General features: G+C 60.3%; 9 protein-coding genes and 4 pseudogenes. 12 read left to right on the top strand and 1 reads right to left on the bottom strand.

The annotated features are described in order from the left end of the window. The 4 pseudogenes from AiwAL_RS13960 to AiwAL_RS13975 form a co-directional block, all read left to right on the top strand. A pseudogene (locus tag AiwAL_RS13960) lies at positions 1-120 on the top strand (IS5/IS1182 family transposase); the annotation flags it as partial. Positions 121-135: 15 nt separating this feature from the next. Further along, positions 136-426 (top strand): annotated as a pseudogene (locus AiwAL_RS13965) (PIN domain-containing protein); the annotation flags it as partial. A gap of 220 nt (positions 427-646) precedes the next feature. Beyond that, positions 647-775 (top strand): annotated as a pseudogene (locus tag AiwAL_RS13970) (transposase); the annotation flags it as partial. 81 nt (positions 776-856) lie between these two features. Beyond that, a pseudogene (locus AiwAL_RS13975) lies at positions 857-1,904 on the top strand (IS110 family transposase). A 317-nt stretch (positions 1,905-2,221) separates the two neighbouring features. Here the strand turns inward: AiwAL_RS13975 and AiwAL_RS13980 are convergent. After that, entirely contained in the window at positions 2,222-4,093 is a 1,872-nt protein-coding gene (locus tag AiwAL_RS13980) for a sigma-54-dependent Fis family transcriptional regulator (RefSeq protein ID WP_235705338.1), read from the bottom strand. 252 nt (positions 4,094-4,345) lie between these two features. On the opposite strand from AiwAL_RS13980, the gene AiwAL_RS13985 reads away from it, so the two are divergent. The 8 genes from AiwAL_RS13985 (at position 4,346) to AiwAL_RS14020 (ending at position 12,709) form a co-directional block, all read left to right on the top strand. Continuing rightward, the gene (locus AiwAL_RS13985) at positions 4,346-5,389 is read left to right on the top strand and encodes an NAD(P)-dependent alcohol dehydrogenase (protein ID WP_235705337.1); all 1,044 of its coding nucleotides are present in this window, start codon (positions 4,346-4,348) and stop codon (positions 5,387-5,389) included. A 37-nt stretch (positions 5,390-5,426) separates the two neighbouring features. Then, positions 5,427-6,443, top strand: a complete 1,017-nt coding sequence (locus AiwAL_RS13990) for an amidohydrolase family protein (protein WP_235705336.1) — start codon at positions 5,427-5,429, stop codon at positions 6,441-6,443. Then, positions 6,440-7,228 (top strand): metal-sulfur cluster assembly factor, encoded by a 789-nt coding sequence (locus AiwAL_RS13995; protein WP_235705335.1) that lies wholly within the window; start codon positions 6,440-6,442, stop codon positions 7,226-7,228. Before AiwAL_RS13990 ends, AiwAL_RS13995 begins: the two co-directional genes overlap by 4 nt. A gap of 89 nt (positions 7,229-7,317) precedes the next feature. After that, a complete protein-coding gene (locus tag AiwAL_RS14000; RefSeq protein WP_235705334.1) occupies positions 7,318-8,340 on the top strand; it encodes a WD40 repeat domain-containing protein in 1,023 nt (340 codons plus the stop codon). Beyond that, positions 8,337-8,513, top strand: coding sequence for a hypothetical protein (locus AiwAL_RS14005; protein WP_235705333.1), 177 nt, complete (start codon positions 8,337-8,339; stop codon positions 8,511-8,513). Before AiwAL_RS14000 ends, AiwAL_RS14005 begins: the two co-directional genes overlap by 4 nt. A gap of 259 nt (positions 8,514-8,772) precedes the next feature. Next, positions 8,773-10,443: an aromatic/alkene/methane monooxygenase hydroxylase/oxygenase subunit alpha gene (locus AiwAL_RS14010; RefSeq protein ID WP_262312881.1), complete on the top strand. Its 1,671-nt coding sequence runs from the start codon at positions 8,773-8,775 to the stop codon at positions 10,441-10,443. A gap of 86 nt (positions 10,444-10,529) precedes the next feature. Next, complete coding sequence (locus AiwAL_RS14015) at positions 10,530-11,570, top strand: NADH:ubiquinone reductase (Na(+)-transporting) subunit F (protein ID WP_235705330.1); 1,041 nt, start codon at positions 10,530-10,532, stop codon at positions 11,568-11,570. Positions 11,571-11,626: 56 nt separating this feature from the next. Then, the gene (locus AiwAL_RS14020; protein WP_262312882.1) at positions 11,627-12,709 is read left to right on the top strand and encodes an aromatic/alkene monooxygenase hydroxylase subunit beta; all 1,083 of its coding nucleotides are present in this window, start codon (positions 11,627-11,629) and stop codon (positions 12,707-12,709) included. Positions 12,710-12,742 lie beyond the last annotated feature (33 nt).

Raw genomic sequence — 12,742 nt, forward strand, 5'->3', positions numbered from 1 at the left:
TGGCTCAACCGGAACCGGCGTCTGGCAAAGGATTTCGAGGGTACAATCCATTCCGCTACCGCCTTCCTCTACGCCGCATCCGTCATGCTCCTCACCCGCCGACTCGCTCGTTACACATGAGTTCCGAGTCAGACTCTAAACGAACTCACGAACGTCGCGCGGCGCAAGATGCGGATGTCCTGGACTGATACGAACGCCTTTCTGGCTATGCTGCGTGGGCTGCTGACGGTCCATTCGGTTACGCTGGAGATCCACGAAACCGGACTGGCGTTCGCGGAGCGCTACAGCCTCTCCATTTACGATGCGATGATCGCTGCCTCGGCACTCCACGCCGGTTGCGAAACGCTGTGGTCGGAAGACATGCAACACGGAATGACCCTCGATGGAGGGCTGCAAATCATTAACCCCTTTCGGGCCGGTGGCTGAGCTGGGACTTATTGATCGCAGTTAGGCGTACGTGAGCGCAAGTGGTTGCGTGTCCCCGCAACCACTTTCATTATAACTCACTCGAAATCCAAATCTGAGGATGGGCGGGGTGCTCGAATGTCTATCGACTGTGATCCTCTGGCACCCCGATGGCGGGGTTGACCTGAGCCCCTGAAACTCCTCCGATTTTAGGTAGAGTCCGCCTGAGCAGGAGGCGGAGATGAAGGGATCGCGTTTTACCGAGGAGCAGATCATTGGGATCCTGCGCGAGCAGGAGGCGGGGGCGAAGACGGCAGACGTGTGCCGCAAGCACGGCGTGAGCGAGGCGACGTTCTACAAGTGGAAGGCGCTGGGATCGAAGTTATGGAATGGCCCGCCCCTTTCCCCGCGGCGTAGTCTGCGGGGGCCACCGGAAGGAAAGGAATGTGCCATGGCGAAAGAGCTTGCGGTATTGGGGATCGATCTGGGCAAGAACAGCTGCAGCCTCGCGGGGTTGGATGCGAGCGGCGCCGTGGTGAAGCGGCGCCGGATGCGGCCGGACAGCGTGACGGTATTCACGGCGAAGATCCCGGCGTGTGTGATCGCCATGGAGGCGTGCTGTGGCGCCCATTATCTCGGGCGGCTGTTGGCGGCTCAGGGTCACACGGTCCGGCTGATGTCGCCGGAATATGTGCGCCCGTATGTGAAGGCGCAGAAGAACGATGATCGGGATGCCGAGGCGATCGCGGAAGCGGCGACCCGACCGACGATGCGCTTTGTGGAACTCAAAAGCGAGGAGCAGCTCGACCTACAGACGTTGCATCGGGCGCGGGACCGATTGGTCGGTGAACGGACGGCGCTGATCAACCAGCTGCGTGCGATCCTTCTCGAACGGGGGATTACCGTGCCGAAGGGACGGCGCAAGCTCGAGCATTACCTGGTGGCACGGTTCGATCAGAACGACGAGGATAGCATCGCGTTGACCCCACGAATGCAGGCTCTCATCGGGGACATGCGGGACGAATGGCGCGAACTGGATCACCGGATCGGTGCTTTCGACGACGAATTTGTTGCCCGTGCCCGCGACGACGAGGCGGCCTGCAGGCTGCTTTCGATCCCCGGTATCGGCCCCGATCAACGCCACCGCACTGATCGCTGCGATCGGCAAGGGCGAGACGTTTTCGCGGGGTCGGGATCTCGCGGCCTGGCTGGGGTTGGTACCGCGTCAGATCACGACGGGCGGGCGGCCCCGGCTTGCCGGGATCAGCAAGCGCGGCAACAGATATCTGCGCAAGCAGTTGATCCATGGCGCGCGCTCCGCCCTGCCAGGTCTGCTGACCAGTGCTACACCACTGGGCGGCTGGCTGCGGGGGTTGATGGCCAGGGTGCACAAGAACGCCGCGGTCGTCGCATTGGCCAACAAGCTGGCGCGGATTGCGTGGGCCGTCCTACGCCACGGCGACAAATTTGACGCGAAAGCCGTTGGTGTGACGGCGTGACCGAAATCGACCGGTGCTGATATGATGATCGGCTAACCGGTCCATGATGTTTGCGGGTGGTGGAAGAAAGATGGCCTGACAGTCGATCGGTATTCTGGAAATCTGCTAGACCCAATGGCGGACTTGACGCCGTCGAAGTTATGAGAACCAGAGCGCGCGGATCTCCATCGTGGCCGGGAGCTTACTCCGAGGCCGGATACGTTGACGCAGACTACACGGTTCATCTGACAAAAAACTACTTGCAGACGGGGCGGGCCATACGTTGGGATTCAGACGGGATTTCCATAATCGAACGCTCAGCCGATTTCGGCCGACGTTCAGCGACGCATCGCCGACCCAGGATTTCGGTCGAGTGCGCGATAGATTGTGTTGCGGGACACGCCGAGACGCCGCGCGGCGGCACTGACATTCCCGCCCGCCACGCGCACCGCGTCCGTGATCTGTCGCGTCTGAAGGTCACGCAGCGCCGAATGCTCCATGACCGGCTCGCTCGAGGTCTGCACCAGCAGGGCCGCGACCGCGTCTTCGTCGATGTGGTCCGGCCCGGTAAGGGCGAGGCGCGACAACATGTTGCGCAACTCGCGGATATTGCCGGGCCAGCTGTGCCGGGCGAGGCAGGTGATCGCCGCATCGGACAGATGCAACGCCGGGTCCAGGGCAGCGAGCAGCGTGCGCGCCAGGGCGGCGAAATCTGTTCGCTCGCGCAGCGGCGGGAGCAGAATTTCGACGATCGCAAGCCGGTAATAGAGATCGGCGCGGAACCGTCCTTCGGCGACTGCCCCAGCGAGATTGGCATTGGTCGCGGCAAGCAGCAGTGCATCGACCACGCGCGGCGCACCGCCACCCAGCGGCCGCACCGAGAAATCGTCGAGAAACCGCAGGAGCGCGACTTGCACGCCGGGCGGCAGATCGGCGATCTCGTCGAGAAACAGCGTGCCGCCATCGGCCTCCGCAGCTAGACCTTGCGCGCCGCCCCGTCGGGCGCCGGTAAACGCACCCTCGGCGTGGCCGAATAATTCTGCGGCGAGCAGATCGGGCGGGATCGCGCCGCAGTTCATGGCGACGAACTTTCCGCTCCGGCCCGAGGCGTGATGGGCGTAACGCGCCGCGACCTCCTTACCTGTGCCGGTCTCGCCACGGATCAGCACTGGCATGCCGCGAAGTGCTGCGCGCCCGGCCATATCGAGCGCGGCACGGGTGGTTGGATCGTCCGCGACGGGCTCACCTGGGGCGCGTTGGTGCGGGGCCGGCCGCGTTGATGCCACGCCCCGCGCCCGCGTGCCACCGAGCCGCGTCCCATCCGACTTTGCACGGAACACCCGGCCGGTCCGGTCGGTCAGCATGATGATCAGTCCGCGGGACGCCGTGGCGCTCCCCGGTTCGAACAGAGCAGACAGCGGGGCACCCGTCGGTTCAGGCAGGCCAGCCAGCATGAACCGCGCCTGGTCGTTGGCGGCGATCACCCGATCTCCCTCATCGATCGCCAGCAGGGCGGCATAGGCGGTATCGAGAAATTCCGTACGGCCATGCAGCGTCAGTACCCGTTGCCCGGCATGAGTGATGCGGAACAGGTGGGCCTCGATCTGGGCAGCGGCGAGTGCGACCATCGCGCGCGCGTGCGGCGCATAGGCCGCGGCAGTGCAGGACGCATCGAGCACGCCCGCGAGCGTGTGATCGGGGCCGAAAATGGGCGCGGCAATACAGCTCAGCCGATTATGATCGGCAAAGAAATGTTCGGCACCACGCACTGCGATACGCTGACTATTTGTCATCGCAGTACCCAGCGCGTTGGTGCCCTGCTTGTCCTCGTGCCACAGCGTGCCGGGGATGATCCCGAACGCCTCGATGTCGGCCCGGCATGAGGGGACCATTAGCGTATCGAGTAGCACACCATCAGGCGCGGCGAAGGCGAGGACGAAGCTGTGGGCACCGAGTTGCCGGTGCAGCGCCTGCATCTCGGCGCGGGCAAGGTGGTACACTGTTTCATGTGCAGCGCGAGAACGATTGAGAGCTGTCGCCGAAAGCCGAGCGATTTTCGGAGGGTGGCGTGGATCGAGCCCGACCGCGATGCAGCGTCGCCAGCTTTCGGCGATAGCTGCGGGCACCAGGCCCGGCGGGATAGCGCGGTCTCGTTCCATCAAGGCACGCGCTTGGCTCAGGCGCGCAACGGTCTCGCGTTGGGGCAGCATGTTTCCTCCGACTGCGTGTGCGAGCAATCTTCTTACGTGCTTTGGCGCGGCGCCCCGATCTATGCCGGGTGTGTCTGCTACGCACAATATTTGTGGATACACGCCATTGGCGCGCGACGGAACAAGTCTTTTTCATAGTTGTTGCGAAACGGAACAGCTTGCCGCTCGTCGCCCACGGATTCCAGTCTGCTGCGGCTTTGGCATGGCCGATGCATGGATAGGACTCAGACCAAGAAACAAGGAAACCGCGCCATGAAGGCAGCCGTGCTGCACGAATACGACGAGAGATTGGAGAAGCCGGTCTTCGTGACCTATGAGGATGTGGCGGACCCTGCGATCAAGGGCACCAATGATGTGATCGTGCGCATCGGTGGCGCCGGGGTGTGCCGGACCGATCTGCACATCATCGAGGGGATCTGGCGTTCCAAGGTCGAGGTGGCGCTGCCGCATATCATGGGCCACGAAAACGCTGGCTGGATCGAGGAGATCGGGTCCGGCGTGACGCATCTGAAGGTTGGCGACCCGGTGATCTGCCATCCGCTGATCACCTCGGGTCATTGCCTCGCGTGCCGGCGCGGCGAGGATATGCACGCCGAGGAGAGTGAATTTCCGGGCATCAATGCTAATGGCGGCTACGCGCAGTATCTGCGTACCGGCGCGCGCTCGATCATCAAGCTGCCGACAACTCTGGCCCCCAAGGATGTCGCCCCGCATACCGACGCAGGATTGACCGCCTATCGCGCGGCCAAGAAGGCATCACGGCACCTGCTGCCTGGCGAATATGCCGTGGTCATCGGGGCGGGCGGCCTCGGCCATATCGGCATCCAGGTGCTGCGCGCCTTGTGCGCCGCACAAATCATTATTGTCGACCGCGCCGATATGGCGCTGAAACTCGCGCAGGAATGCGGCGCCGATTTCGCGGTGAAGGCCGATGGGTCGGAGGTCGACGAGGTCTTACGGATCACCAAAGGTAAGGGCGCGGAGGCGGTGATCGATTTTGTCGGCGAGGGCGATGCGATCGCCAAGGGATTGGCGATGACGCGCAACGCTGGTTTCTATTACATCGTTGGTTATGGCGGAAAGATCGATATTCCTACGATCGATATGATCACTACGGAGAAAACCATCGTCGGCAATCTGGTCGGCACCTATGCCGAGTTGATTGAGCTGATGGCATTGGCGGACCAGGGAAAAGTCACGCTGGCGACCCGCGAATACAAGCTCGAAGATGCAAATACCGCACTACACGATCTCCACAACGGCCGCGTTCGTGGCCGTGCCGTGCTGATCCCGTAACATTGTGATCAACCACAACTGAGGAAGCGGAACAAAAATGTATAAGGCGAAAGACGGATCGGAAATCTTCATCATCGACGGGCATGTGCATCTGTGGGATGCGAGCCCGGAGAACATCAGGAACATCCACGGTAAACAGTTCATCGACTGTTTCTATGGCTATCACGCCTCGCTTTCGCCGGCCGAACAGCTATGGGCGCCAGAGAAATTCGCCAAATACGGCGCCGAGCAGATGGTGCGGGATTTATTCATCGACGGGCCGGATGATATGGCGATCTTCCAGCCGACCTATCTCAAGGATTTCTACAAGAACGGCTTCAACACGCTGGAGCAGAACGCCATTCTGAAGACGCGCTACCCCGACCGGTTCATTCTCAACGGCGCATTCGACCCGCGCGATGGCGAAGGCGGGCTCGATGCGCTGGATGCGATGGCCGAGGTTCACAAGATCAAAGGCGTGAAACTGTATACCGCCGAATGGAAAGGCGACAGCCGGGGCTATAAGCTTTCCGAGCCAGCAGCGTATAAATATCTGGAACGCTGCGAGAAGCTCGGGATCAAGAACATCCACGTCCACAAAGGGCCGACGATCATCCCGCTCGACCGCGACGCTTTCGATGTCGCCGACATCGACCATTGTGCAACGGATTTCCCGAATCTGAACTTCATCGTCGAGCATTGTGGCCTGCCGCGCCTCGATGATTTCTGCTGGATCGCGGTCCAGGAAGCGAACGTCTATGGTGGTCTCGCGGTTGTGTTGCCGTTCATCCACTCGCGGCCAGGATACTTCGCGAAGGTAATTTCCGAGCTGCTGTTCTGGTTGGGTGAGGACCGTATCCTGTTCGGCTCGGATTACGGTATCTGGACGCCGCAATGGCTGGTGGAAAAGTTCATGGCGTTCGAACTGCCGGACGAGGTGATGAAGGAGACCGGTAAGGAACTGACGCTCACCGCCAAGAAAAAAATCCTCGGTGAAAACGCGGCGCGCCTCTACGGGGTGGATATCGCGGCCCAGAAAACGAAGCTTAGCCGTATGGAGGCGAAGGTCGCGTGACCGATCGAGGACAGGTGCGCATCGATGCGGTGCGCGCCGCTCTCGATCAGGTGACCGATCCGGAACTCGACGAGAGCGTGGTCGAACTCGGCTTCGTCATCGCGATCGATATTACGGACGACGATGGCGTGAACGTGGATTTCCGTCTGCCGACCTATTGGTGTGCGGCGAATTTCTCCTATCTCATGGCGGCCGATATGCGCGATGCCGTCTTGTCGCTGCCCTGGGTAACACGTGCGAGTATCCGGCTCGACGAGCATATGTTCATCGCTGAAATCAACGATGGGATCGCACAAGGCAAGGATTTCGCCGAGGCGTTTCCCACCGAGGCAAGCGACGATCTGGCCAGCATCCGCCTTCACTTTGGCCTGAAATCCTTCGAACGGCGACAGGAAGCCTTGCTACGCCACATGTTGTCGCTTGGACATGATCCCGTTGCAATTCTTGACCTCGATGTGTCCGGGCTCGAACGCCTCGCTTTTGATGACGAGGGTATCGTCTTGCGTATGCGCTATCTCGTACGTCGTCCTCTAACGCACGGCTTGCCAAGCGCCTTTGTCACCCGCGCCGGCGAGCCGATCATGCCGGAGACGCTGCATGTCTATCTCCGCCACATCCGCCGAGTCGGGCTGAACGCGGAGTTCAACGGAGCGCTTTGCCGTGGGCTGCTTGCTGCCCGCTACGGCACCACATCCGCCGCCTTGCCGCCGGAACCGGGACTTGCGGATTTCATGCGGCAGGGCCAAGCGCCGCGGCCGCACGGCACCGACATACGGAGGCGATAACTGTGAGCCCCCGGAATGCCGTAGAGCATGCCTTAAAGCGTACCAGGGTTCAGCCGCCGTCTTTGCTCGATCTTCTAGGTGCGAGCTTCGTGTTCACTTCCCCGATCAATACCCTGGCCTGGGATGGTTCGGTCGCGTGCCTGGGGCTGGCCGATGGTGCGATTGTCATGCTGCACGCGCGATGGCCCGGCGCACCAACCCTGGCGCATCGGCCAGGCGGTGGAGTCGAAATCAGGGCCGGCGAGGCGCCACCGCCACCGCCCACCATCATCGCCGCCCATCGGGATGCGGTATTGTCGTTGGCCAGCCTGCCTTCGGGCGGGATCGTCTCCGGCGGTGCGGACGGACGATTTCTGCACATCGCCAATGGCGAGATCAAGACCATCGCCGACCATCCTCGCAAAACAATTACCCATGTCGGGGCCGGTCGCGGCGGCCGTTGCGCCATGGTGGCAGGCCGTCAAGTGGATATGTTCGGGCCGGACGCCCGCCGCATCGCGATGCCAACTTCAGTCAGAGCGCTGGCCTATGATCCCCCTGGCCTGAACCTCGCTATCGGCCATGGCGAGGGCGTCATGCTCGCCATAGCTGGTGTTCGCCGGGTCCGATCAATTGGTTCAGCCGAAGCGGCAGGGCGGTTTGCCTGGAGTCCCGATGGTACCATGCTCGCTCATCGGGCCACCGGGAATGCAATCGAGATATCGTGCATCGACACCGCCGCGTTGCCGCGCCGGATGGCGCAGCCATGCACACCGGCCGCGATCGGCTTCAGTGCCGAAGGCACACTGATCGCGGCGATCGACGGCACCATTTTATGCTGGCCCCAAGGCAATGGCGACAAGCCTATAGTCTGTGTTGCACAATCGGCCGGCGTCACGGCCTTGGCGTGCAATCCGCGCCGCCCGATCATCGCTTATGGCGATGCACTGGGCACGATTTTTCTGTGCCAACCGCAAATTCCTGGTCGCATGAAGGTTCGTGCGGAGGGCGCCGCGATCCGCCATCTCGCTTATGCGCCCGATGGTGAGTCCCTGGTCTTTGCCACCGACGATAACGAAGCCGGTGTTGTCGCTCTGCCAGATATTCTGTTTCGAACAGGAATACGCTCATGAAAGACGAACAGACGTCCAAGGACGCATTCTTTGTGCGCGTGGGCGCTATAGCCGATGAAATGATCGCGGCCCACGGCAAGGATTTTGCGATGGGTGTTCTTGTTCTGGCCGCGCGCTGGATCGCCGAAGGCAAGAGCTTCACCGAGCCGCCCGACGATGGTGCGATGTCGTGATATGGCAAGACCATTTCTTGCTGGTCGAGATCGCATCTGTCGCATCCTGCGACATGCGCGATGCACGATCGGCGCATTCTGCGATAGTGCAATCGTTGATCGCGACGCGGAGTATCGCAAATCTCCTGCCATTCAGCGTGATTAATTCAATGGCACGATTTATGCTTAAAATTCTCTGCGCCAATGGCAATTGCCGTGACTTCGCGTTTCGCATTGCCGACACGGCGACAGTTTTGCAATGATATCGGGAGAATCCAAGATGCCTGACAGTTTAACGCTCAACAAGATTACCGCCCAGCGCGGTATGAGTATCAACGAGGCCACGCGTCGCGTCGCCGATCTCGGCTGGACGCCGAGTTACGTGCAGGAAGCGATGACCTTTCCCACCGACTATAAGATCAAGAAAACTCCGCGCGACCCGATGAAGCAGGTTTTACGGTCGTATTTCCCGATGCAGGAGGAAAAGGACAATCGCGTCTATGGCGCGCTCGACGCGGCGTTGCGCGGCGACATGTTCCGCAATGTCGAACCGCGCTGGGTCGAGTGGATGAAGCTGTTCTTGGCGATCATTCCGTTCCCAGAAATTTCCGCCGCGCGGTCGATGGCGATGGTGGGACGCCTGGCGCCGGGAGAAGAACTGCGTACCGGCTTTGCGATGCAGATGGTCGACGAATTCCGTCATTCCACGATTCAGATGAACCTGAAGAAGTGGTATATGGAGAACTACATCGATCCGGCAGGGTTCGACATCACCGAAGCCGCGTTCGGCAAATGCTATGCCTCGACCATCGGCCGGCAATTCGCGGAAGGCTTTGTGACCGGTGACGCGATCACCTCGGCGAATATCTATCTTACCGTGGTAGCGGAAACCGCGTTCACGAACACTTTGTTTGTCGCGATGCCGTCAGAGGCGGCACGCAATGGTGACTATGCGCTGCCGACGGTGTTCCTGTCGGTTCAGTCCGACGAAAGCCGGCATATCGGCAACGGCCATTCATTGCTGATGTCCTTGATCAACGACCCGGATAATCATCTGCTGCTCGAACGTGATCTGAAATATGCGTTCTGGCAGAACCACGCGATCGTCGATGCCGCGATCGGCACTTTCGTCGAATACGGTACGACCAATCGTGACAGGAACAAGGAAAGCTATGCCGAGCTGTGGCATCGCTGGATCTACGAGGACTATTACCGGACCTACATGTTGCCGCTCGAAAAATACGGCATCAAGATCCATCACGACGATGTCGCGGCGGCGTGGGACCGAATCGTCAAGAACCACTACGTCCACTACACTGCCCAATTCTTCTCGGTCGGTTGGCCGGTGAATTTCTGGCGCATCGAAGCGCAGACCGACCGCGATTTTGAGTGGTTCGAGCACAAATATCCCGGCTGGTATGCCAAGTTCGGTGAATATTGGAAATGGTATGCCAAACTGAGCCACAAGGGCGAGACCAACATCCTGTTCAATACCGATACGGGATATGTCTATCCGCACCGTTGCTGGAGCTGCATGGTGCCGTGCCTGATTCGTGAAGACTTCTGCTACGATGAGGTTGACGGCAAGACTTACACCTATTGTTCGGAAACTTGCCGCTGGACCCACAAGGTTGCGTTCGCCGCCGAATATGAAGGGCGGCCGACGCCGGCGATGGGTCGCTTCAGCGGCCGGCGCGAGTGGGAGTCGTGCTACGATGGTTGGGATCTTGCCGATGCGATCACCGATCTCGGCTTCGTGCGCAACGACGGCAAAACCCTCGTCCCGCAACCGCATCTGCATTTTGACGACAGCAAGATGTGGACGCTCGATGATGTGCGTGGTCACACGCTGGGCAGCCCGCTCATGAATTTCCGCAAGCTTTCCGTGGAGGAGAAGGAAAAAGCCGCTGCGGAATACCGCAAGGGCTTCGTGATCAATGCCCTGAACTGATTTTCAGCTCCGCTCCTCCGGACGTCGCTCACACGGCGTCCGGATTTTTCTCTGGCTTCGCCTGAATAACACCAACGGGAAACGTAATGTCGGATATCGCGACGCACAAGGTCCGGTTCGAGCCGGTCGGCATCGAAATGGAGGTCGAGGAAGGCGAGACCGTGCTCGACGCGGCGTTCCGCCAGGGCATTTCGGTGATGCATGGCTGCAAGGAAGGCCAGTGCAGCAGTTGCAAATCTCTTTTGGTCAATGGCGATATCGAACTGCTGAAATATTCGACCTTTGCCTTGCCGGATTACGAGCGCGATTCCGGGCACATCCTTCTGTGCAAGACCCACGCCTACAGTGACCTTGAGATCGAGCTGCTGAATTACGACGAGGACTTGATGCGCCGGTCAATTCCGGTGAAATCCTATGAGGCGAGGCTGACGCGGATCGAGAAGCTCACTCACGACATTCGGCTGCTGGAAATCGAGCTCGGCCAGCCGTTGCGGTTCTGGGCGGGGCAATATGTCGATATTACGCTCCCGGACGGGGTGGTTACGCGGTCGTTTTCAATGGCCAATCCGCCGAGCGAGCCAAACAAACTCTCGTTCATCATCAAAAAATATCCGCTGGGTGCCTTTTCAGCAGCTCTTGATGACGCACTGAAGCCGGGCGACAAACTCACCGCCAAAGGACCCTACGGAACCTGTTTTCGGCGCGAGGAGCGGCCTGGCCCGATGCTGCTGATCGGCGGCGGGTCTGGTATGTCGCCGTTGAAGTCGATCTTGCAGGATCACGTGGAAAGCGGCGAGCGCCGCCCCGTGCGGTTTTTCTATGGCGCGCGCACTCAAGCTGATCTGTTCCTGCTCGATGATTTTGCAAAGCTGGAAGCGGCGTTGCCGGATTTCAAATTCATCCCGGCTTTGTCGAACGCCGAAGACGGCGATGGTTGGACCGGCGCAACCGGGTTCATCCACGAGGTTCTGGCCCAGCACCTGCGCAGCGAAGGTTTCGAAGGCGAAATAGACGCCTATTCCTGCGGCCCACCGCCGATGATCGATGCGGTGTTGCCGGTGCTGCAGATGGCCGGGGTCGAACCCGAGCACATCTACTTCGACAAGTTCACCACCGCGGTACGGTAATCGCCGCGCGGAACCGAGCCGCCCAACCCACTGAACCATAAATCGGGAGAGATAAGATGAGCGTGACGGAAACACAGACTATTCAGAAGTCAGGCGCCGCCGGGTCCGCGAAATTCGCCGGGTCCGACAGCCGCAAGTATAACTATTTCGAACCCAAAGGCCGCAAGGCGAGCCACTACGAGGACATGACGGTCGATGTCCAGCCCGATCCGGAGCGGTATCTGCTGCAGGATTGGATCATCAATTTTGCCGACGGCACGCCGACCTACGACAAAACCTGGACCGCGCTGAAATCGTCCAACTGGCATCAGTTCCGCGCGATTGACCAGGAGTGGGAACGCACCCATTACCAGCGCCAGTCAACCATTGTCGGCATGATCAGCAACGTGATCGAGAATGGCCGCCGGTCCGGCGCGCCGGGCCGGTTCGATCGGGCATGGGTGAAGGTTCTGACTGATCATCTTGGCGCCTACAAACATGCCGAATTCGGCCTGGGCACCGCGACCATGCAGGCGCAGCGCTATGGCTATACCCAGATGATCAACAATGCGATCCTGACCAATTCCTCCTATAAGCTGCGGTTTTCCCAGGATCTGACACTCTACCTCGGGGAATTGGCACTCGATATCGAAGGGTTCGACCAGGAGGCCGGCAAACAGCATTGGCTGGAAGATCCGGTCTGGCAGGGCACGCGCCAGGCGATCGAGACGGTCATGGGGACGAGCGATTTCCTCGAACAATATTTCGTCACCAACATCGTGTTCGAGCCGTTGGTGGGTGAGTTGTTCCGCAGCGGCTTCATCATGCAGATGGCCGCGGCCCAGAACGATTTCGTGACGCCGGCGGTGGTTTCCGCGGCCGAGGGTGATTATGAACGCAACCTCGCCAATGCGGTCGAACTGTTCCACCTGCTGGTGCTTGACGAAACTCATGGCGAGCACAACCGGAAACTGCTGATCTCCTGGATGAACAAGCATGGCGCGCTTGCTCTGTTGGCGGCGCATCAGTTGCAGCCGATCTGGTCGCAACCACGGGTGAAAGCGGCGCAGTTCACCGATGTCCTCGACCTCGCGAAGAACCGCGCTCGCGCGATCGCCGCCGAAATCGGCTTCGACGTGCGCGCCACGCTGGACCAGTGACCGCAAAACCGCCGGATCCCGATCAAGGCAACA

The organism is Acidiphilium sp. AL (assembly GCF_025499445.1).
Lineage (GTDB): Bacteria > Pseudomonadota > Alphaproteobacteria > Acetobacterales > Acetobacteraceae > Acidiphilium > Acidiphilium iwatense.